Raw genomic sequence first — 20645 nt, 5'->3', positions numbered from 1 at the left:
GTAATATTAGTAGCAACTTAATCTGTCTGTTGCACGTAAGGAAAACAGCATGAGTGACAAAATACCCGCCCAAAATGTCGAACCTGAAATAGAAACTTTCGACCTCTACGAGAAACGTAAAAAAATCTACACCCGCGCTATTTCAGGCTTTTTTCAACGCATTCGTACTCGTGCCTTATGGCTTTTGATGCTGGGCTATTTTCTGACGCCTTGGATTGACTGGCATGAGCGCCAAGGCGTGTTATTTGATTTACCGGCACGTCAGTTCCACATTTTTGGCCTAACCTTTTTCCCACAAGACTTTTACCTACTGGCTTGGATTCTGATTATCTGTGCCTTTGGCCTATTCTTTGTGACCACCTTATTTGGTCGTGTTTGGTGTGGCTATACTTGTCCTCAGACCGTATGGACCATGGTCTTTATGTGGATCGAAGAAAAAACCGAGGGCTCGCGCAATCAACGTATCAAGCTTGATAAAGAACCCATGAGCGCCAGCAAAGTGCGCAAAAAATTCAATAAGCACGCACTTTGGATTCTGTTTGCCTGGCTCACAGGTCTCACCTTCGTCGGCTACTTCACCCCTATTCGCGAGCTGATCGTCGAGCTGTTCACCTTTGATGCCCACCCATGGGCGTATTTTTGGATTGCCTTTTTCACCGTCGCAACCTACCTTTTCGCGGGTTGGATGCGCGAGCAAGTCTGTACCTATATGTGCCCTTACGCACGCTTCCAAGCCGTCATGTTTGACCCTGATACCATGGTCATCTCCTACGACTATAATCGTGGTGAAAAGCGCGGTGCCCGTAAGCGTAATGCTGATCCTAAAGCCGAAGGACTAGGGGATTGTATTGACTGCAACTTGTGCGTACACGTCTGCCCTGCAGGCATCGATATTCGTGATGGCTTGCAATATCAATGCATCGGCTGTGCTTTATGTGTCGATGCCTGCGATTCGATCATGGACAAAATGGGCTATGAGCGCGGCCTAGTCAGCTACACCACCGAGCGTCGCCTAGAAGGCGAAAGCTCGCACATTATGCGCCCTAAAGCGATCGGCTATGCTATGTGCATGCTAGTCGTGGTGACCGCATTTTTATACTTTGCTGGCGACCGTGAGGCTTTAGGTCTGGATGTGATTCGCGATCGCAATCGTCTCTTTAACGAGACCCCAAGTGGAATGATTGAAAACATCTACACCGTTAAAGTCATCAATATGGACCAAACTGCACACCCCTTTGAGGTGTCTGTGTCTGGACTACGCAATATGAACATGATTGGCCGCAAAAGTGTCAACGTTCGGGCAGGCGAAGTTCGCTCGGTACCGTTTTCGATCCAAGTACCGCCGACTAGCTTACAGCAACAAAAGAATACCATTTATTTTAAGGTGGTCTCCAAAGACCCTAATTACCCAGTCGAAAAAATCACTGAAAGTCGATTTATTGGTCCTGTATCAAAATAATGGCTTATAAGCGGTGTTAATATCACCGCTTAAGTCACCTTAGGGAGCGTTTACATGTCAACAATTGCCCAATCAACACCCTGGTACAAACAGTTTTGGCCTTGGTTCATTATGAGTATTCCACTATCTTCGGTGTTAGTCGCCGTCGTTCAAGTATACGCTGCCGTCAACTCTTCCAGCGACCTAGTCAAAGAGGAATACTACAAAGAAGGGCTCGCCATCAATACCGTCATTACTGAGCGTCAAGCGGCTAAGGATTTAGACATTAGGGCGACTTTACGCCTTGATAATCTAACTGGCGAACTGCTGCTAACGACACAAAACGCCGATGCCAGCACACTTAATGCAGTCTTTGCTCATGCAGCAGTATCCGAAAAAGACTTCAGCGTGACTTTTTCCCAGAGCCAACCCAATGAGTATCGAGCGCAATTAGAAAAACCATTGTCTGGCATCTGGAATGTATACCTAGCTTCGCCAAATGGTTGGCAACTTAGCGGTCGCATCAACAGTAATGTTCACAGCGCGCTTAATTTTAACCTATGAGCCAAGCTTGCTTTCACTGTGGCGACCCAATCCCTATTGGCCTTGAGATCGCCAGCGACCTGCAAGACGCTCGCCGAGAGTTCTGCTGCTATGGCTGCCAAGCCATCGCCGAGCATATTTGCGCCGCCAACTTAGGCACCTACTACGATAAGCGCGGCGAGCAAAATGCCGTGCGCTTAACTGATGAAGACCTAGCCCCGTTTGATTTATTGAACGATCCAAGCTTGTACCAACATTATGTCTATCAAGAAGGCACGGTACACAGCATGCAACTGCTGATTTGCGGAATCACTTGTTCCGCCTGTGCCTGGCTGATCGAAAAACACTTAGCACAGCAGGTCGGCATCGAGTCTGTGCATGTTAATGTCAGCACTCGCATCGCCAGTATCAGCTGGCAAAAAGATCAACTCTCACCCAAAGACTTAGCAGAGCTGCTGGCAGACATCGGCTATCATGCCCAGCCTTACGTGCCTGGTGAACGAGATCAACAGCAAAAACAGCACAAAAAACAAGCCATTATTCGTCTAGGTGTTGCCGGTGTTGGCATGATGCAAGTGATGATGAGCGCTATCGCTATGTACGCAGGCGATTTACAAGGCATGGACGATGTTTACCGTCAGCTATTGCGCAGCATCAGTTTTATATTCGCCACGCCCGTCGTCCTATACGCTGGTTTGCCTTTTTATCGGGGGGCATTACGTGATCTGCGCACGCTACATTTCACCATGGATTTACCGGTATCGATTGGTGTGTTGCTGGCTTATGTGTCAAGCGTAGTCGCGCTATTTAGTCAGTCAGGACATGTCTATTTTGACTCGGTGACCATGTTCATTTTCTTCTTACTTTTAGGAAGATTTTTAGAGGCTGTTGCTCGTGCTTACCAAACCCAAAGCAATGATCACGCCCCACTAACCGCGGTCAAAGTCAAACGTGACGAGACACTACAGACCATCGCTCTGCATCAACTGCAAGTCGGCGATATTGCACAAATAGACCCAGGCCAAAGCTTCCCTGTTGATGGTATTTTGCTCAGCCCCCATACCAGTGTGGATGAGTCGAGCTTGACCGGCGAGTATCAGCCTGTAAGCAAACACAAAGGCGATGTCATCCACGCTCAAACCATTAATATTGAGCAAAAAGTTGAGTTTGAAGTGACCCATACAGGGCAAAATACACGGGCCGCAGCCATTTCTAGAATCACTGAACGCGCTTTGGCTGAAAAACCACCTGTCGCCATCATGGCGGATCGTGTGGCGCATTATTTTGTCATCGCTGTGCTGGTAATTGCCGCGCTAACGTATATATTCTGGAGCTTCCAAGGGCGCAGCGACGCCTACTGGGTTATGGTCAGCGTGCTGGTCGTCACTTGTCCTTGCGCCCTGTCACTGGCAACGCCCGTTGCGCTTACTACAGCCACGAATGCCCTTAAACAAGCGGGATTACTCATCACTCGCGGTCATGTCATCGAAGCGTTGGCTAACACCCAGCACATTGTGTTCGATAAAACCGGTACACTGACTCAAGGGCGTTTTGCTATTCGTCACATTGAAATCATCAATACCCATTTGTCAGAAGACAGCATTTTGTCAATGGTGGCAGGCCTTGAGCAACACTCCAAACACCCGATTGCTCAAGCGTTTGCTGATATTGCGCCGACACCGATTGAAGCAATTGAGAACCTACCCAGCCAAGGCGTATGCGGCACTTGGCTAGGTCAAAAACTGTATTTCGGCAATCGCACGTTATTGGAGTCACTTGGCTTAGAGATACAGCACGCCAACATAGATGGCTACACTAGCCTATACTTGGCCGACGCCGATCATGTGATTGCCCGCATTGATCTGTGCGATGCGCTGCGTCCAGAAACGCAGCAAGTATTGACTCATCTTAAGCAACGCGGCGCCCGTTTAAGCCTATTAACAGGCGATACCCTCACTTCAGCACGGGCAATTCTACCGTTAGAACTGTTTGATGATGTCGTCACAGACTGCTTACCCGAACAAAAGTGGCAATGGATCAGAGACCAACAGCAGCATAATGTGCTCATGGTAGGCGATGGCCTAAATGATGTGCCAGCCTTGGCGGGTGCCACTACCTCATTGGCCATGCAGGCAAGCTCTGATCTCGCTAAGACCCATGCGGATGCGATATTACTAAACGATCATCTGGCGACATTGCCCAAGGCCTTAGCCAGCGCCAGTAAGTGTCGTCTTATTATTAAACAAAACTTAATCTGGGCCGCAGGCTATAATGCTACCCTGTTGCCACTGGCGGTAGCGGGTTTAATTCCACCTTGGGTAGCAGCGCTTGGAATGGCGTTAAGTTCGCTCCTAGTCGTGCTCAACGCTACCCGATTAACCACTGTATAGGTCAGTTATGGAAAGTTTGTTTTTACTGATTCCCATCGCGGCAGTATTCGTCGTAATCGCGGTTGCAATCTTTATCTGGGCGGTCAAGGGCGATCAGTTTGAAGACCTCAATCGTGAAGGTGAGCGCATCTTATTTGATGATGACGATGACACACCAAAATCATGATTAGCACCTTTATCTCTGCATTATTGATAGGCTTAGCGGGCGCTGGCCATTGTTTGGGCATGTGTGGTGGCCTAGCGACCCTATTGTCCATCAACGGGCAGCCTTCAATCCTGCGCATCATCTGCTATAACCTAGGGCGCATGCTGTCGTATGCCCTGTTTACCGTGTTATTGGTGAGCGCAGTCCAATTAGGCACCGAAAGTCTGTATCAAGATTTACTGATTCCATTGCGCACCTTAGCCGCTCTATTGCTCATTTTTATGGGCTTGTATATTTGTGGCGCGTGTCGCTGGATTTTAAAAGTCGAAGCACTGGGCCGTGTGGGTTGGCAAGCTCTCCAGCCCCTAGCCAAAAAAGTCCTACCGATCGAATCTGCGCCACAGGCCCTGATCGCGGGCATGCTCTGGGGCTGGCTGCCCTGTGGTTTGGTCTACTCCACAGTGCTTTGGGCCAGTGCATTGGGTTCATGGCAGCTTTCTTTAACTGCCATCATCGGGTTTGCCATCGGCACTTTGCCCGCCATGCTATTAGCCGGTTTTTTCAGTCAAACACTAAAGCGCATCTGGAGCGCCTACTATTTGCATTGGCTATTCGGCGGTTTATTGATCATGTATGGCATTTACACCCTCCCTTTTGTAAAAGCCGCCCTCTCTGTGTCCCATTAATTGATCTGAGTCAGCTTGTTAAATTGAGATGGGAGTAAAATTCCTATTAGAAAATTTAATAGGACTCAGCATATGCTTTGGGACGCCCAACTTATCCAAAAATACAATCTGGCCGGGCCACGGTATACCTCTTACCCGACGGCGCCGCAGTTCTCGACGGAAGTCAGCAAAATGGAGCTCATCAGCAAAATGCTAGAGGCTTCTACTTTGCCCTTGAGCTTGTACTTCCACGTTCCATTTTGTGCTCATCTTTGTTACTACTGCGCTTGCAACAAGATTGTTACTAAGCAATACGACAAAGGTGCTGAATACGTTGAATTACTCGGTGAGGAGCTACGCTTACGCTCACTCATGATCGACCAAAATCGTCCTGTTGATCAGCTACATTTTGGCGGTGGCACACCCACTTTTCTAAGCGAAGCCAACTTACGCCAGCTGTTTGACTACATTCATAGCTACTTCAATCTAGTTACTGACGGCAGTCAAGATTACAGCATCGAAATCGACCCTCGTGAGGTAGATCGCTCTAAGCTCGCCACCTTGGCAGAGCTTGGCTTTAATCGCGTCAGCTTGGGCATTCAAGATTTTGCTGAAGACGTGCAAAAAGCCATCCATCGCGTGCAACCGCTTGAACTTGTGCAACAAGTTGTCGCTGATATCCGTGAGCTAGGCTACCGCTCAATGAATTTCGACTTGATCTATGGCTTACCTAAGCAAACGGTGGCAGGTTTTGATGACACGTTAGACAAAGTTATTGCCTTATCGCCTGATCGTATTTCGGTGTTTAATTACGCCCACTTACCACAGCGTTTCACGCCACAAAAACGTATACTTGATGAAGATCTGCCAACACCCGATCAAAAGCTGGCGCTACTTAAGCACACCATCGAAAAATTGACCGCAGCTGGCTACGTTTACATTGGCATGGACCACTTCGCCAAACCCGACGATACGTTAACAAAAGCACAACAAGAAGGTCATCTGCAGCGTAATTTTCAGGGGTATACTACCCACGCTGATACTGATCTATTAGCCTTTGGTGTGTCCGCTATCAGTCAGCTAGACGGCACCTATTTTCAAAATCATACTGACCTAGCCCTATACCAAAACAGTATCGAAAACGGTCAGTTGGCGATTATGAAAGGCTATATCAGTGACCGTGATGATCGCATCCGTCACAGCGTGATCATGCAATTGCTTTGCAATAATCACCTAGACAGCAAAGCCATTGACTCAACCTTTAGTATTAAATTCACTGACTATTTCGCGCAAGAACTAGACAGGTTAGAAAGTCTCAAGGAAGATGGTGTCATTAACGTCTATTATAATGATGACGATGTCGAAATAGAGATAACAGAAGCTGGGCGTTTGTTAGTTCGCTGTGTTTGCATGGTGTTCGATAAGTACCTAACAGCCAGTAGCACTTTTTCAAAAGTTATATAATCACCCGATCGAGCTCAGGGAGAGTTTCATGTCCATTACCAACGCAAACAACCGCTTTAGCAGTAAATTGACGTCTCAGTGTCAAAACTGCAGCCTTAGCGCACTTTGCCTACCTATTGCTTTGGCAGACGAAGACGTTAACCGTTTGGACCAAATCATCGAGCGTAAGCGCCCACTGAAAAAAGGTGAAGTTTTGTTTCACCAAGGCGAAGAATTTGACTCTGTTTTTGCGGTCCGCACTGGCACACTTAAAACCTTTAACATCACTAATTCTGGCGAAGAACAAATCACCGGTTTTTACTGCCCTAGCGAGCTACTAGGATTAAGTGGTATCGACGATAATCGCTACCCAGTGTCGGCAAAAGCACTGGAAACAACTACTGTCTGTGAAATCCCGTTTTCACACCTAGAGCAACTATCGGCGCAGATCCCGTCGCTTAAGCACCAGTTGTTCCGCTTAATGAGCCGTAAGATTTGTGATGACCAACAAATGATGGTGCTGCTGGGCAAGAAAAACGCCGACGAAAAAGTCGCTTCTTTCTTACTTAACCTTTCCCATCGCTTTAAAAAGCGTGGTTACTCAGCGACGGCGTTCCGCTTGTCTATGTCACGCGGTGAGATCGGCAACTACCTTGGGCTGGCGGTAGAAACGGTAAGTCGTGTGATGACTCGTTTCCAAAAGAACGGCTTAATTGATGTAGACGGCAAAGAAATTTCTATCGTCAACATCGAAGAAATGGAAAAGCTTGTCGGTGCTTCTGGAGAATGTGCTACCATTGAGCACGTTTAGTTAACCAGTTAGTTAAGGTTTATATATGCTCTTTGACGACTTTTACTTTAAGTCTCTTATTCGCACCGTAGAAGACTGGCCAAAGCCTGGCATCAGCTTCCGCGACATCACCCCTATTTTTAGCGATCCTAAAGGGATGCGCATCGTGGTTGATGCCTACGTGCACCGTTACATTGACAGTGACATTACGCACATTGCTTGCATTGATGCGCGCGGTTTTTTGATTGCCTCCGTGTTGGCATATGAACTGCGTAAGCCTTTAGTATTGGTGCGTAAAAAGGGCAAATTGCCGGGTAAAACGATTTCACAGAGCTACGACCTTGAATACGGCAGTGCTGAGCTTGAGATCCAAGAAGGCGCAGTACAAGCAGGCGCGCAGGTATTGTTGTTTGACGATTTGATCGCGACTGGCGGTACTCTCATCGCAGCCATGAGTTTGTTACAACAACAAGGCGCTGACATCAAAGAAGTGGCATCGATCATCGACCTACCCGATCTTGGCGGCAGCACTAAGATTCAAGAGTTAGACGTACCTGTCTTTGCATTATGTGCCTTCGAAGGCGAATAATTCGTCTTGATGCAGACACAGCAAACACACATAAAAAAGGTGGCCTAGGCCACCTTTTTTTATTGCAACACTCTTCACACTGATAGCGCTTAGAACGTAGCTGAAATACCAATGCCGAAGCTTTTGTTCATTTCTGCATCACGCGAGTAGCTGTCTAGGTCTACATTGGTTAGACCGTAGCGAATGAATACCAAAGCGTTACGCAGCGTACGGTACTCACCACGAATTTCTGCTTGGTACATGTTGTCGATGTTTTGGAAAGACAATACGTTTGGCGCATAGTGAGCTGAACCGTAGACACTGAAGCGGTTTGCTTGTGGGAACGTGTAACGGTAGAAACCACCAAGACCAACTGCCGTACCTGTGTCATCACCATTTAGGTCAGCATCCACAGCTAATAGACGACCACCGATACCGATCTGTACTGGGTAATCTTGTGACAAATCTTTGTCTTCAATGTGCGCACCGATGTAACCGTATTTGCCATCATCGCTGTGGTACATACCACCTGCATCCAAGAAGTAAGTGCCTTGATCCGAGCTCACGTCTACTTTCACAGCATCATTAGAAAGACTTCCTTCTATTGTGTTAGCAGCGGATACTTGCATAGACACTGCAGCGCCTAGAACAACTGGCAATAACTTTTTAATCGACATTGTGATTCCTTTTTAAAGCGAAATTATATTTAAGCGTTTGAGTGCGTCTTCAGATTGCGTCAACCCTTTAAAGTCGAACAATTCGGTATCGGCTAAATGCGACGGCACAACATTCTGAACGGCCGAAAACATAGTGTCCAAACGGCCTGGGTGTTGTTTCTCCCAGCTTTGCAGCATGTCTTTAACAACTTGACGCTGTAGATTCTCCTGAGAACCACATAGATTACAAGGGATGATTGGGAAAGACTTCAGTAAAGAATACTGCTCAATATCAGACTCTTTACAGTAAGCCAGCGGTCGAATCACCACGTGCTTGCCATCATCGCTTAATAATTTAGGTGGCATCGACTTAAGTTTACCGCCAAAGAACATATTAAGGAAAAGGGTTTCCAAAATGTCATCACGGTGGTGACCTAAGGCAATTTTGGTCGCGCCAATTTCTTCTGCGAAGCCATAAAGAGAACCACGACGCAAGCGTGAACACAAGCCACATGTGGTTTTACCTTCTGGCACCACTTCTTTAACGATACTGTAGGTGTCTTTTTCCAGTATGTGGTAATTCACACCAAGACCAGACAGATACTCAGGTAACACGTGCTCTGGGAAGCCTGGTTGCTTCTGATCCAAGTTCACCGCAATGATTTCAAAATCAATGGGCGCACTGCGTTGCAAATTACATAGAATGTCTAGCATGGTGTAAGAGTCTTTACCACCGGATAAACACACCATGACTTTATCGCCATCTTCAATCATGTTGAAGTCAGCAATAGCTTGGCCGGTATTGCGACGCAAACGTTTTTGCAATTTGTTTAGCTCAAGCTTTTCTTTACGATCGATCTCAGAATTCATTATTGGTTACCATAAAACAGTTGCACGCATTTTACTACAAGCCTCGCCGCGAAGCATCCCATCCAGCCAACGAAGCACTCAGCAAGTGCTGCTTATTTCTTTTTTACAAAATGCAAGGCACTACCACAGGCGCGACAAATATACTGTGTCCCACGGGTAGCGCGGCCATGACGATGAGCAGTGAACTCATGCGCTTGGCAATGGCAACGATAGAGATACAGATTACGCGCCTTAGGCACATCAAAATCGTGCGTACGGGCCGCTTCGACATTAAACAAATGCTCCATCACCGCCGTCCATTCACGGCCATGGGGGCGCACTTTTGCACCATAGATTTGATGGACCACAATATGTGCCACTTCGTGGGGTACGACATTGTCGATAAATTTTTGCGGATCTTGCGCCAACATATAGGCGTTAAAGCGCATTTCATTACGCTGCAGATACGCCGTCCCAGCACTGCGTCCACGCTGCTTGAAGTTAAAACTTGGCGCCTTTAGCGTGACCTTAAAATAACGCTGAGCCTGGGTTAAACACTGCTGAATTTTCTGCTCTACCGCACCTTGGTAAGCCTTCAACTCCGTATCGGTCACCTAGTACTCCTGAAACAAATGTTCGGCATTTAATGTCTGCAGCAAATCTTTACTAAGCCCCGTGACACGACTCAGCGCCGCCAGAGACTTAGGCCGCGCCTCATAAATTTTGTGTAGCTGAGTTTCAGACAAAAACTGATGCACCTTATTCGTCACACTCCATTGCATCAGCGACTGCCAATCATGAGCCTGCAACTGCGCCAACTCAGGCTCTTTCAACAGCGGATAAAAGTGATCGGCCCCCAGTAAGAGTTGCTCTTCTGCTCGCAGCAAGCGTCGGCTCTTTTCAGCCAACGACACCGAAAAAGGCATGATACTGTGCAGTAATAGATAGCGCTTGGCGAGCAGACTACGCACTAACGCTTTCCACTGCACTTCATCCAGCCCTTTGCCTTGGGCAAACAAAGCATTACTCTCTAGGCCGTATTCGAGCACATTCTTGGTCCGTTTGCCGAGCAAGGTTGCAATCAAAGACGCAAAGGGAATGCGTCCTTTAGTACGGTGCACCAAGCTTAGAAACTTCTGTGCCGCGACAGTGACATTATGTTGGTTATGACCACGGCGACAGCGATCGCACTGCCCACACCCTTGCTCACGCATTTCATCGAACATGCCACCAATGACCTTAGAACGGCATTCTAAACTTTCTAAATAGGCGATTAGCGCCCAAAAGTCGTCTTCGTCACTCTGCTCTAGCTGGACAAACTGCCAAGTTTGCAAAATATCCTGCAAGCCATAAAACAACAATGCATTGGCGGCACGACCATCACGTCCGGCCCGACCAACCTCCTGCACATAACTTTCGATCGACAGCGGCAAGTCTAAATGCACGACAAAACGTACGTGCTCCAAATCCACCCCCATACCATAGGCCGTGGTCGCGACCAGCACTTGCACATCCCCCGAGGCGAAGCGCTGGTGTGCTTGCTCGCGCTGCTCAGGCGACAAATTGGCATGATAACAGGCCGCAGAGATCCCCTGTTCTTGGAGCCAGTGGGCGATTTCTGCGGTTTTATTTCGGGCGCGACAATAGACAATGCCCGACTGAGTGCGAACCTCTTTGAGTAAAAAGGCTAACAATTGATGCTTGGCGCGTTTTTTTTGAGATACCTGCAAACGAATGTTGTCGCGCATAACATCTTCACGCACCACAAACGGTGAATCCAGTCCTAGCGCATCACTGACCGAGGCTTCTTTATCTGGTAGCAAAGTACCGGTCAAGGCAATGACTGGCACATTGGCAAACACCTGACGCAATTGGCCAAGCTGAGCGTATTCGGGGCGAAAGTTCTGCCCCCAGCGCAACACACAGTGCGCTTCATCCACCGCAATGCAGGCAAGCGGAACATCTTCTAGCAACCCCATAACGCTTGGCTGCAGCAGTTTTTCCGGCGACATGTAGAGAATTTCTACGTCGCCATGGCGTAAACGCCAATGCAGATCGTTTTGCTCGGCGCCATTTTGGGTCGAATTCAAAAATTCTGCCTTGATGCCTTGTTCACGTAAGCGACTCACCTGCTGCTGCATAATGGCGATCAAAGGGCTGATGACTACCCCTACACCTGGGCGGGCCAAAGCCGCCATTTGGTAAATCACGGACTTACCAGCCCCCGTTGGCAAAAGCGCCAAAACATCCTGCCCGTCAATCAAGGCGGTCGCACAGCGCTCTTGAGCACCGATAAAATGCTCAAAGCCCAAGCGTGCCAAGGCATCTTGGGCGAGTGTTTTCGTGGTCGTGGAAGCCAAATTGGCTGCTTTGCTCATGGTGTTTTACAACTGATGTGTTTAAACTGTCACGCGATTAAATAATAGGATTAGCTCAATGCAACACCAACCTCTTGATGATTTAGAACTTGAAGAACTTGAGAACTTTTTAGACTCAGACGCGGTCCATGAAGATTGCCAAAACTTTGTTATGGCGCATGGCTTTTTAACCGCCCTAGCAATTTGTCCCAATTCTCCTCAACCATCACATTGGTTACCTATCGTTTTTGAGGAAACGCCTGATTTTACCTCTGAATCAGAACAAAAGCACATCGAGAATCTATTGATTCGCCTATTGAGCGATATTCAAAAAGAGCTGGAGTCCGAAGAAGACTTCTTAGTACCGTGTGAAATCGAAGTCAGCAGCGATCCAAACGAGTTAAGTGAGCTGGAAGAATGGTCATCAGGCTTCATGGAAGGTGTATTCTTTACTGAGCGCAGCTGGTTTGAGAGCGAAAAAGAAGCGGAAATCGCCGAGCTGCTATTACCATTTATGGTGGCCTCAGGTCTTTTTGAAGATGAAGAAGTGCAACAGATTCGTGAGAGCGAGAAACTGACCCAGTCTTGCATCGAGCAAATTCCACAGCTGGTAACGGACTTGTTCCTTGTGCTGCGTACCGAGCCAGAAAAGAAACCAAACAAGCCTAAAGCAAAAGGCCCACAAGGTAAAAAAGGCGGCGGTAACAAGTCTAATAAAAAGCGTAAGTAACCATTACTGACGCTCTTATCGTTAGCGATAACGCAAAAAGGCCACTTAGAGTGGCCTTTTTTTGGATTCACGGTGCTTGTAATTAGCTGCCGCGCTGTTGGCTACCCGCTTCCAGCTGAGCGATCTGCTCATCGGAAAGTAGCTCGTAGAACTGGTGACGGATCTCAGCTTGCTGAACATCCATACGCACCATTAGGTCACTACGCTGCTCTGCCAACTCTTCTACTTGGCTCACGTAGTTGTCATCTTTAGGGCTTAGCATCTGCACTGGGCCCGTCAGCTCACGCATATCATCTAGAATTTCTTTGCGCCCTTCACGAGCTTCAGCGAATAGCTCCGACGCTTCTTGACGGGTGTCGGCGTCCATTTTTAGTTGGGTCGCCATACGATCTAACATTTGCTCAGAGTATGGGTTCATCATCTGCTGAGCTTGCTGAGCACGTTGCGCTTGAGCATTATTGTTGTCAGCAGCGTAAGTTAGTGAAGTCGCCGATGCAGCGATCGCTACAGCTAGACCTAGTGCAGTACATTTCACAAGATTGTTGTTTAGAATTGCCATGTCTCTTTCTCCCTACTCGTTGATGTAAGATGAGTTCATTATGAATAAGACAGCGTCAACGTGTGTCAAAGTTTAGAAAAGCGACTGTAAAGTGAATGCAAACACTCTTGCATAAGTCGTTTATTTTCAAAGAAATAAGATCAAACAGGCGAACTATGCACTGCAGCAGTCACACTCCACCTAAGCGTGCACTTGACGTCACTAAAGCCTCCTTAAAACTCGCCTGAGACGTAAAGAACCTATCGCTGAAGCATCTGGGTTATAGCAGTTATTACTCTTCTGACTAGTGCTTAAAAAAGTGAAAAGCCAGCGCCTACCGACCCGTGTCACACCCTTGTTACTAAGCCTTAGATAAACTTTAGCCGTCACTAATTTTAGGCACGTGAGCTTTCGTTCATGGCCAGTAATATCAATAGGAGCAAGACATGAGTGTCACAGAACGCACCGTTACCTCACCCAAGAAATTTATGATTGGCTCGGGCTTATTAGCGAAGATGGCCGACTACGTAGGCGCATTCGGTGATAATGCCCTTATTCTTAGCGATGAGTTCATCTTGGATCGTGCGGCGACACAAGCAACGCCAGCACTGGACCAAGCAGGCATCGCCAGTAAAGTAGAAAAGTTCGAATACGAATGTACCGATAAAGAAATCAACCGCGTTTGTGAGGTTGCCAAAGCCCAAGGCGCTAATGTCATCGTCGGCATCGGCGGCGGTAAAACCCTAGACTGCGCCAAAGCCGTGGCTTACAACAACAAAATCTCTGTCGTGCTTTACCCAACCATTGCTTCCACTGATGCCCCTTGTACTGCACTATCAGTGATCTACAAAGAAGATGGCGAGTTTGACCGCTACTTATTCTTACCGCAAAACCCAGATGCCGTCATTGCTGACACGGATATCCTTGCAGCCGCACCAGCACGCTTCTTTGCCGCCGGCGTGGGTGATGCGCTAGCGACTTACTTCGAGGCGCGTGCTTGTTATGCATCCGATGGCGTGAACTTGGTGCTTAAAAAACCATCGCGCACCGGACTTGGTCTAGCCGAGCTTTGCTTCCAGCTGCTTAGTGAGAACGTCGAAGCCGCCATGGACGCTGTTAACAACAAGGTTTGCACACCCGCGCTAGAGCAAACCATCGAAGCGACTATTTATCTAAGCGGTGTCGGTGCCGAAGCAGGCGGCCTTGCAGCCGCACACGCCGTCAATAATGGTATGTCAGCAGTACCTTCTCTGCATCATGTGCAACACGGCGAAAAAGTGACCTTTGGTCTACTGACTCAGTTAGTCCTCGAAAACGCCCCACAGGAAGAAATCGACGAAGTGGTACGTATCATCAAGGTTGCTGGATTACCACTGACACTGGAAGATATGGGGTTAACGGAGTTTGTTGAATCTGAGTGGCGCACTGTAGCCAGCATTGCTTGTGCTGAAGGCGACACCATGGGCAATATGCCAAAACCAGTCACTGAAAACGACGTTTACAATGCTATGGTCGCCGCAAATGCCATGGCACACCGTTACCAAGAGCTGTTCTAAGCACTTACAAAAACTGAGCAGATCATAACCAGATCTGCTCAGTTTCATCTTTTTAGCCGCATTTTATTTCCACTTTCACTCTCTTTTGCATTCTTTAACAGCTCCCTCTTCAGTCAATCTGATGCTTTAGCTAGATTGTCGCCACACTGAATTTGGCATAGCCTGAATAAGTACTATCAAACAAGGCGTGTTGATCACAGCACATTTTTAGCAACTTACGCGGCCCCACTATGTTTATTCGACAAATTCATTACCTGCTGGCGCTGGCCAAAACGCAACACTTTGGCCGTGCCGCCGAAATTAGTCATGTGTCACAGCCTGCCCTGTCTACCGCTATCCAACACTTAGAGGAAGAGCTGGGCGTCACCATTATCAAACGCGGTCATCGCTTCCAGGGCTTTACCGAAGAAGGACAGCGCGTACTCGAATGGGCCAGCGTACTGGCGCAAGACTGGGACAGCCTACGCCAAGCCGCCACGCAAAGTAGCCAACAGCTCACCGGCACCCTAAACATCGGCGCGATTCCTACCACAGTCGCGGCAGCACCATTGCTCACTGGCCCATGGCAAACAGAGCATCCAGGCATTGCCATCAAATTGATGTCATTGTGCGCTGAAGAGCTGATTCGACAGCTGGACAGCTTTGAGTTAGACCTTGGTATCACCTATCTTGATGACCCACGACTCAAAGGCTTTAAAACCTTACCGCTCTACCAAGAGCATCATATTTTATTGGCCCGCAATCCAGCACAACATCTGCTTAAGGACGATCTGACTTGGAGCGACTTGGCCGATTTACCTTTGTGTTTACTCACGCCTAATATGCAAAACCGTCGCCTGATTGACGCTGCTTTTCGCGATGCCGGCATTGCTCCGAAGGTTATGCTTGAGACAGATTCGATTTTTGCATTGTATGCCCATGTGCGCAGCGCGGGTCTTTACAGCGTCGTGCCGCAAAGTATGTTGTCGCAATTTGAAACCCAAAAAGACATCGTCGCCTTACCTTTATCACCGGATTTATCACGCGATGTCGGTCTAATTATACGCCGTCAGGATTTGCCCTCACCGATCCAGCAAGCCGTATGGGATATGGCACAGAGCCTGAATTTACAGAGTACGTTTGATGCCTTGATAAGTGCGAGTTATCAAACCATTCTCGCAAACAATTAGACGCCATCTGTCAGACACACTACAAATAGAGTTCCCCGGCCGGGATACATCAAAGCATGCAGATGACGCATCTGCTGCAAGACACTCATGACAGAGAAGGAAATAACCACATGGCTAAAATTGTCGCAGTTCTTTATGATGACCCGATCGATGGCTACCCAACAACGTATGCGCGCAACGACTGCCCGCAGCCAGAGGTCTACCCTGACGGACAAACCTTACCGAACCCTAAAGCGATCGACTTCGAGCCTGGTCAGTTATTGGGCAGCGTGTCAGGAGAGTTAGGTCTGCGTAAGTACCTTGAGGAAAATGGCCATGAGCTAGTGGTGACGTCCAGCAAAGATGGCCCAAACAACGTTCTAGACCAAGAGCTACACGACGCTGAAATCATTATTTCGCAGCCATTTTGGCCGGCTTACATGACCGCCGAGCGTATCGCCAAAGCGAAAAATCTTAAGATGATCGTCACTGCTGGCATTGGCTCTGATCACACTGACCTACAAGCCGCGGCCGAACGCGATATTACCGTCGCCGAAGTGACTTACAGCAACAGTAACGCCGTCGCAGAACACGTGGTGATGTCGACCTTAGCACTGGTGCGCAACTTTATTCCTTCACACGATATTGCCCGCAATGGCGGTTGGAACATCGCCGACTGTGTGTCGCGTTCTTATGACCTTGAAGCCATGACCGTTGGCACCGTGGCGGCTGGCCGTATCGGCTTACGCGTTTTGCGCTTACTCAAACCATTTGGCGTGAAGTTGCATTACATGGACCGTCACCGCCTGCCTAAGAAAATCGAGCAAGAGCTGGATTTAACCTACCATAGCAGCTTAGAAAGCTTATCTAAGGTGTGTGATGTGGTTACACTGAACTGCCCACTGCATCCTGAAACCGAGCACATGGTTAATGCCGAATCGCTCAAACACTTTAAGCGCGGCGCCTATTTGATTAACACCGCTCGCGGTAAGTTATGTGACAAAGACGCCATTGCCGCCGCCTTAGAAAGTGGTCATCTGGCAGGCTACGCGGGTGATGTTTGGTTCCCACAACCAGCGCCGCAAGATCACCCTTGGCGCTCCATGCCACACCATGGTATGACCCCACACATTTCAGGCACCAGCCTATCGGCCCAAGCTCGATACGCTGCTGGTACCCGTGAAATTTTAGAGTGCTATTTTGAAGGACGCCCGATCCGCGATGAATACTTAGTGGTTCAAGGCGGCGCACTTGCCGGTGTTGGCGCGCATTCTTACAGCAACGGCAATGCCACCAGTGGCTCGGAAGATGCAGCGAACTTCCAACCGGCTTAACCCCTTCTCAGCCAAAAAAAACGCGAGCCTGATAGCTCGCGTTTTTTTGATCTGGTTAATGTGTTCAGTGCTACAGTGGACGTTCATCCAAAGTAGTTTCATCCACCCAACCTTCATCCGACAATACCAACGTAGCATTCTCGCGACGAGTCGCTTCTAAGCGGCTCGCAACATTCGGGAAAGCAGCTTGCACCGCTGGCGAGCGGCCCCACTCTTGGATGCCGGTTGGCGTCATAGTGTAATGCACATGTGAGACCGTTTGTCCCATGGTTTCCGTCGGCTCAGAAAATTCCAGCACTTCATCTACTTTATAGGAGGCGACACAAAAGCCTTTGCGCACACCGCCCATGGCATTTTGCATATGCACGGCTTTTAGTGACTGCTGCCCCTTATCCGTCAACGAATAAGTCTTGGCAGACACCGTATGCGCATCCTGCTCAAGTGTGGCCATCACTTCGCGCTGCTCGTTTTGTACTTGCAGCAAGCCAGCTTCAACCAAGGCATCGTATTGTTCGATCTTGGTACTGTTCACCGAAATCAACTGTTCACGATCCGTCTGAGGCACATCTACGGTAACAGGGAAATTGGCATCACGAGTGGTCAGCATCAGGCAGTCATTGGCCAAATTTTCATTGATGGCATATTCAAAGGTTTCTTTGTCGGCGCTATCTGTCGTTGAGCAACCAGTCATCACAACGGCCAAGCCAGCGGTAACAGCCAAAGTGGTAAATTTCTTCACAGTGCCTCCTTGTCGGAACGTGCTGAAGGGAAAGCTAAGCAGTTTTACTGCTCGTATTCAGTGACGTCATCATGCTCTGCAGTCGGCTCAAGCGTCGAATTCACCAGCCATACAATGCCAAGTGTGCCAAATTTTAAAGCTTGTCCAAAAAAGCGCGTCATGATCCTTTCCCACAGATGTATTTGATGACGCTATTGTACGAAATAAATAACGTCAGATACGTTACGAGCACGAAAGACCTGAGTAAAAATCCCGTAGCTTGCGTCCAAAAATGCACCCCAAAAGGCACACTGTGGCAAAAAGTGATAAGTGTGCAAAAAAGCGTCCTATTTCACACCCTTACGTTCTCGATTAGGCCTCACCTAAGCACGGCGTGCCTGCAGCAACACATATAAGCCACTTAGCATCACCACCAGCGCCCCCACCATCATCCAGCGATCCGGCAGCTCACCAAACACCCCAAAGCCGATCAAGGTGGCAAACAACAATAGACTGTAGTTAAACGGCTGTAATAATGACGCAGAAGCGTATTCAAGTGCCTTCACCAGCAGCAACTGCGCCGCCACACTCAACACTGAAATCAACGCCAGCCAGCCCCACTGCCCCCACGTGGGAGCTTGCCAACTAGACACACCAAAGACACTGGCTAAACCGCAGCCGATCAGCGCCATATACAGCACATTGGTATGAAAGGTATCGCCAAGACGCGATACCTGACGTGTTACGACATGATAACCCGCGAAACAGAGCGCCGCGGACAATGGAATAATGGCCTGCGGCTGAAACACTCCAAGACCTGGACGCAAAATAATTAACGAGCCGATAAAACCGATCGCTACGGCGAACCAGCATGCCAACGGGATGCGCTCACCCAGCACAGGTACGGCAAGGATAATGACAAATAAAGGAAACATCGCCATCAAAGAATGCGCTTCGGCTAAGCCTAGATAACGCAGTGCCACATTAAATAAGGCAATTTCTGCCAGTGATAATACCGAGCGTAGTAGCTGTAAGCGGGGCGAAGCGGATTGCCAAGCACGACGCAAAGCCCCTGCCTTGAGCACCCAAACCATGGCAAATAGCGCAAATACCCAATAGCGCACCATCACCACCTGCGCCACAGGTAAATCCTGCACCAAAATTTTGGTCACCGCGTCTTGGCTGGCGAAGGCCAGCATTGCCCCCAAGCATAAAGCAATCCCTTTTATGCTGTGTGAAGCCGTCCCAATCGCCGACGTGTTCGATCCATTTGTCATCGTTTAAATTCCCAAACCTTGCAGAGCGTTACCCACACTCGACACAAAAAAAGGGCCAATCAACTGGCCCTTTTGAACATAACTTCAACTTTGTCGTAATTAGCGAATCACCATCACAGACACCTTCGCATAAGAAGCAACATAGCCAGAATTCGAGGCAAAGATATGCTCTACTAGGCCAGGCACGTGGGACGCCATCACCACCAAATCGGCATTCGTTTCTTTGGTGGCCTTGATAAGCGTGTCATCCAGATCGACCGCCGGATCGTGCGTAATATACGTGACCGAGCTGACATCTTTTAAACCATAGTGCTGGGCTTGCTGTTGCGCAAAGTCTTCCACCATTTCGGTGAACTCTTCTTGATTATGTGCCACGCCAGGAGCCGAACTCGACACCCCAACATAGCATACGGGCGCATCATAGAGCTTGGACAAATCCGCTGCTGTCGACAGCGCCTTCTCCAAGCGCTCCACATGACCCAAATCCACTGGCACCATTATTTTATTATACATTGTTGTCCCTCCTCGTTTAGCACCTAGGCTCTAAACTGTTGTCGGTGAGTGCCCCTTCAGTATTGCAGAGGATAAGCAGAACAACAAATAACAAAGCGTGACGTTTAAGGGTTTGGGTGACGCTCGTGAATAATCACACGCAAGCGGTTGCGAATGAAAAAACGCTCCAAAAACTGATTCAGATAGTTTGCGCCAACAAACAAAAGTACTGCCAAAGCAAGCGTACCCCAAGACTCAAAGGGGGCGGCACTCAGTGTCGGAAACAACCAGACAAACAAAACATTAAACATCGCCAACACAATGACAACATTTAACACACGGCGAGAAGTACGGGTTTTAGATTCTGCTTGATCGACTAACTCTGACGTATCAACTTTAGGATCGGCTGCTAGCGTTGGGTACTCTTTTGCTAGCCATTCGGCATGATTCATCGCGGCTCCTTGATTCAGACATAATTGCTATCTGCTAAAATTTCACCATCATCCTGTGAAAAAGGCAAAATTTTTGTTCATCAAGTAGATACAGCGCCAATCCAGCGGATCAGCGCTCCCTCACATCGCCTTAATAGTATTCATCACTCGCTTTGGTGTGGATCATCATTCCGTTAAATAACGACAGCAACAAGGCTGAAATACGCTCATGCATAATCACAGTATGATGATTGCCAACCTGCTGCATATGATTACGTAGCGCATCGCGCACCGATTTGATGCCGGTTACATCGATCAAGATATCAATTTGCGTGCTGTCTTCTAATAGATCGTACATATCCAGTGTCACCGGCACATTATGCTCCTTCGCCAGTAACACCCCCGGCGCCTCTGGATTCGTGTCTGCAACTCCTAAAATCTCAACAAATTCCGCAGTAAAAAGGCGGTCTAACAACTCTAACCCAGCGTTACCGCCACCGATGACGGCAATTTTAAACGTTTCAGTACTCATACCTCGTCCTTGTCTTAGGCGTTTTTAAAAACCACCACACCAAAA

At 48.4% G+C, this 20645-nt stretch carries 22 protein-coding genes; 12 read left to right on the top strand and 10 right to left on the bottom strand.

Annotated elements, in window-relative coordinates; genetic code table 11:
- Positions 1-49: 49 nt before the first annotated feature.
- The 8 genes from ccoG (at position 50) to JQX58_RS02405 (ending at position 8003) form a co-directional block, all read left to right on the top strand.
- Complete coding sequence (gene ccoG, locus JQX58_RS02440; protein WP_204145226.1) at positions 50-1459, top strand: cytochrome c oxidase accessory protein CcoG; 1410 nt, start codon at positions 50-52, stop codon at positions 1457-1459.
- Positions 1460-1513: 54 nt separating this feature from the next.
- Positions 1514-2002, top strand: a complete 489-nt coding sequence (locus JQX58_RS02435; protein WP_204145225.1) for a FixH family protein — start codon at positions 1514-1516, stop codon at positions 2000-2002.
- Positions 1999-4371, top strand: coding sequence for a heavy metal translocating P-type ATPase (locus tag JQX58_RS02430; protein WP_204145224.1), 2373 nt, complete (start codon positions 1999-2001; stop codon positions 4369-4371). Before JQX58_RS02435 ends, JQX58_RS02430 begins: the two co-directional genes overlap by 4 nt.
- Positions 4372-4378: 7 nt before the next feature.
- A complete protein-coding gene (gene ccoS, locus JQX58_RS02425; protein WP_204145223.1) occupies positions 4379-4537 on the top strand; it encodes a cbb3-type cytochrome oxidase assembly protein CcoS in 159 nt (52 codons plus the stop codon).
- Positions 4534-5202 carry a sulfite exporter TauE/SafE family protein gene (locus JQX58_RS02420; protein WP_204145222.1) on the top strand — a complete coding sequence of 223 codons (669 nt, stop codon included), beginning with the start codon at positions 4534-4536 and terminating at the stop codon, positions 5200-5202. The genes ccoS and JQX58_RS02420 overlap by 4 nt, the downstream gene beginning before the upstream one ends.
- Before the next feature lie 72 nt (positions 5203-5274).
- On the top strand, positions 5275-6645 hold the full coding sequence (gene hemN / locus JQX58_RS02415; protein WP_204145221.1) for an oxygen-independent coproporphyrinogen III oxidase: 1371 nt from the start codon (positions 5275-5277) through the stop codon (positions 6643-6645).
- A gap of 28 nt (positions 6646-6673) precedes the next feature.
- Positions 6674-7435 (top strand): fumarate/nitrate reduction transcriptional regulator Fnr, encoded by a 762-nt coding sequence (fnr, locus tag JQX58_RS02410; protein WP_204145220.1) that lies wholly within the window; start codon positions 6674-6676, stop codon positions 7433-7435.
- 25 nt (positions 7436-7460) lie between these two features.
- Positions 7461-8003, top strand: a complete 543-nt coding sequence (locus tag JQX58_RS02405) for an adenine phosphoribosyltransferase (RefSeq protein WP_204145219.1) — start codon at positions 7461-7463, stop codon at positions 8001-8003.
- Positions 8004-8092: 89 nt separating this feature from the next.
- Here the strand turns inward: JQX58_RS02405 and JQX58_RS02400 are convergent, their stop codons facing one another.
- The 4 genes from JQX58_RS02400 to JQX58_RS02385 all read right to left on the bottom strand — a co-directional run bounded on the left by JQX58_RS02400 (position 8093) and on the right by JQX58_RS02385 (position 11865).
- The gene (locus JQX58_RS02400) at positions 8093-8659 is read right to left on the bottom strand and encodes a YfaZ family outer membrane protein (protein WP_204145218.1); all 567 of its coding nucleotides are present in this window, start codon (positions 8657-8659) and stop codon (positions 8093-8095) included.
- Between the two features lie 12 nt (positions 8660-8671).
- Positions 8672-9508 carry a tRNA 2-thiocytidine(32) synthetase TtcA gene (ttcA, locus tag JQX58_RS02395; protein ID WP_204145217.1) on the bottom strand — a complete coding sequence of 279 codons (837 nt, stop codon included), beginning with the start codon at positions 9506-9508 and terminating at the stop codon, positions 8672-8674.
- A 92-nt stretch (positions 9509-9600) separates the two neighbouring features.
- Positions 9601-10101, bottom strand: a complete 501-nt coding sequence (locus JQX58_RS02390) for a SprT family zinc-dependent metalloprotease (protein ID WP_338040649.1) — start codon at positions 10099-10101, stop codon at positions 9601-9603.
- Entirely contained in the window at positions 10102-11865 is a 1764-nt protein-coding gene (locus JQX58_RS02385; RefSeq protein WP_204145216.1) for a RecQ family ATP-dependent DNA helicase, read from the bottom strand. It lies immediately after the preceding gene.
- Positions 11866-11923: 58 nt separating this feature from the next.
- On the opposite strand from JQX58_RS02385, the gene JQX58_RS02380 reads away from it, so the two are divergent.
- Positions 11924-12574 carry a YecA/YgfB family protein gene (locus tag JQX58_RS02380; protein WP_204145215.1) on the top strand — a complete coding sequence of 217 codons (651 nt, stop codon included), beginning with the start codon at positions 11924-11926 and terminating at the stop codon, positions 12572-12574.
- A gap of 82 nt (positions 12575-12656) precedes the next feature.
- On the opposite strand, the gene JQX58_RS02375 is transcribed toward JQX58_RS02380, so the two are convergent.
- Complete coding sequence (locus JQX58_RS02375; RefSeq protein ID WP_204145214.1) at positions 12657-13133, bottom strand: Spy/CpxP family protein refolding chaperone; 477 nt, start codon at positions 13131-13133, stop codon at positions 12657-12659.
- A 425-nt stretch (positions 13134-13558) separates the two neighbouring features.
- Between JQX58_RS02375 and JQX58_RS02370 the strand changes: the two genes are divergently transcribed.
- The 3 genes from JQX58_RS02370 to JQX58_RS02360 all read left to right on the top strand — a co-directional run bounded on the left by JQX58_RS02370 (position 13559) and on the right by JQX58_RS02360 (position 17150).
- Entirely contained in the window at positions 13559-14668 is a 1110-nt protein-coding gene (locus tag JQX58_RS02370; RefSeq protein WP_204145213.1) for a glycerol dehydrogenase, read from the top strand.
- Positions 14669-14898: 230 nt separating this feature from the next.
- The gene (locus JQX58_RS02365; RefSeq protein ID WP_204145212.1) at positions 14899-15837 is read left to right on the top strand and encodes a LysR family transcriptional regulator; all 939 of its coding nucleotides are present in this window, start codon (positions 14899-14901) and stop codon (positions 15835-15837) included.
- 110 nt (positions 15838-15947) lie between these two features.
- Positions 15948-17150: an NAD-dependent formate dehydrogenase gene (locus JQX58_RS02360; protein WP_204145211.1), complete on the top strand. Its 1203-nt coding sequence runs from the start codon at positions 15948-15950 to the stop codon at positions 17148-17150.
- Between the two features lie 70 nt (positions 17151-17220).
- Here the strand turns inward: JQX58_RS02360 and JQX58_RS02355 are convergent, their stop codons facing one another.
- The 5 genes from JQX58_RS02355 to JQX58_RS02335 form a co-directional block, all read right to left on the bottom strand.
- Positions 17221-17889: a hypothetical protein gene (locus JQX58_RS02355; RefSeq protein WP_204145210.1), complete on the bottom strand. Its 669-nt coding sequence runs from the start codon at positions 17887-17889 to the stop codon at positions 17221-17223.
- A 362-nt stretch (positions 17890-18251) separates the two neighbouring features.
- A complete protein-coding gene (locus JQX58_RS02350) occupies positions 18252-19145 on the bottom strand; it encodes a DMT family transporter (RefSeq protein WP_204145209.1) in 894 nt (297 codons plus the stop codon).
- A 99-nt stretch (positions 19146-19244) separates the two neighbouring features.
- Entirely contained in the window at positions 19245-19658 is a 414-nt protein-coding gene (locus tag JQX58_RS02345; RefSeq protein WP_204145208.1) for a universal stress protein, read from the bottom strand.
- Positions 19659-19762: 104 nt separating this feature from the next.
- Complete coding sequence (locus tag JQX58_RS02340; RefSeq protein WP_204145207.1) at positions 19763-20089, bottom strand: hypothetical protein; 327 nt, start codon at positions 20087-20089, stop codon at positions 19763-19765.
- Positions 20090-20219: 130 nt separating this feature from the next.
- On the bottom strand, positions 20220-20600 hold the full coding sequence (locus JQX58_RS02335; RefSeq protein ID WP_204145206.1) for a Gfo/Idh/MocA family oxidoreductase: 381 nt from the start codon (positions 20598-20600) through the stop codon (positions 20220-20222).
- Between the last annotated feature and the right edge of the window lie 45 nt (positions 20601-20645).

Source organism: Marinomonas ostreistagni (genome assembly GCF_016888445.1).
GTDB lineage: Bacteria > Pseudomonadota > Gammaproteobacteria > Pseudomonadales > Marinomonadaceae > Marinomonas > Marinomonas ostreistagni.
Note: the sequence above shows the minus strand (reverse complement) of the source record. Positions and strands in the feature narration are given on the sequence as shown.

Coding starts and splice junctions, on each gene's coding strand:
- JQX58_RS02420 (WP_204145222.1), top strand. CDS start 4,534: ATGATTAGCACCTTTATCTCTGCATTATTGATAGGCTTAGCGGGCGCT.
- JQX58_RS02350 (WP_204145209.1), bottom strand. CDS start 19,145: ATGACAAATGGATCGAACACGTCGGCGATTGGGACGGCTTCACACAGC.
- JQX58_RS02375 (WP_204145214.1), bottom strand. CDS start 13,133: ATGGCAATTCTAAACAACAATCTTGTGAAATGTACTGCACTAGGTCTA.
- JQX58_RS02345 (WP_204145208.1), bottom strand. CDS start 19,658: ATGTATAATAAAATAATGGTGCCAGTGGATTTGGGTCATGTGGAGCGC.
- JQX58_RS02365 (WP_204145212.1), top strand. CDS start 14,899: ATGTTTATTCGACAAATTCATTACCTGCTGGCGCTGGCCAAAACGCAA.
- fnr (WP_204145220.1), top strand. CDS start 6,674: ATGTCCATTACCAACGCAAACAACCGCTTTAGCAGTAAATTGACGTCT.
- JQX58_RS02340 (WP_204145207.1), bottom strand. CDS start 20,089: ATGAATCATGCCGAATGGCTAGCAAAAGAGTACCCAACGCTAGCAGCC.
- JQX58_RS02430 (WP_204145224.1), top strand. CDS start 1,999: ATGAGCCAAGCTTGCTTTCACTGTGGCGACCCAATCCCTATTGGCCTT.
- ttcA (WP_204145217.1), bottom strand. CDS start 9,508: ATGAATTCTGAGATCGATCGTAAAGAAAAGCTTGAGCTAAACAAATTG.
- hemN (WP_204145221.1), top strand. CDS start 5,275: ATGCTTTGGGACGCCCAACTTATCCAAAAATACAATCTGGCCGGGCCA.
- JQX58_RS02400 (WP_204145218.1), bottom strand. CDS start 8,659: ATGTCGATTAAAAAGTTATTGCCAGTTGTTCTAGGCGCTGCAGTGTCT.
- JQX58_RS02380 (WP_204145215.1), top strand. CDS start 11,924: ATGCAACACCAACCTCTTGATGATTTAGAACTTGAAGAACTTGAGAAC.
- JQX58_RS02360 (WP_204145211.1), top strand. CDS start 15,948: ATGGCTAAAATTGTCGCAGTTCTTTATGATGACCCGATCGATGGCTAC.
- ccoG (WP_204145226.1), top strand. CDS start 50: ATGAGTGACAAAATACCCGCCCAAAATGTCGAACCTGAAATAGAAACT.
- ccoS (WP_204145223.1), top strand. CDS start 4,379: ATGGAAAGTTTGTTTTTACTGATTCCCATCGCGGCAGTATTCGTCGTA.
- JQX58_RS02435 (WP_204145225.1), top strand. CDS start 1,514: ATGTCAACAATTGCCCAATCAACACCCTGGTACAAACAGTTTTGGCCT.
- JQX58_RS02370 (WP_204145213.1), top strand. CDS start 13,559: ATGAGTGTCACAGAACGCACCGTTACCTCACCCAAGAAATTTATGATT.
- JQX58_RS02405 (WP_204145219.1), top strand. CDS start 7,461: ATGCTCTTTGACGACTTTTACTTTAAGTCTCTTATTCGCACCGTAGAA.
- JQX58_RS02335 (WP_204145206.1), bottom strand. CDS start 20,600: ATGAGTACTGAAACGTTTAAAATTGCCGTCATCGGTGGCGGTAACGCT.
- JQX58_RS02385 (WP_204145216.1), bottom strand. CDS start 11,865: ATGAGCAAAGCAGCCAATTTGGCTTCCACGACCACGAAAACACTCGCC.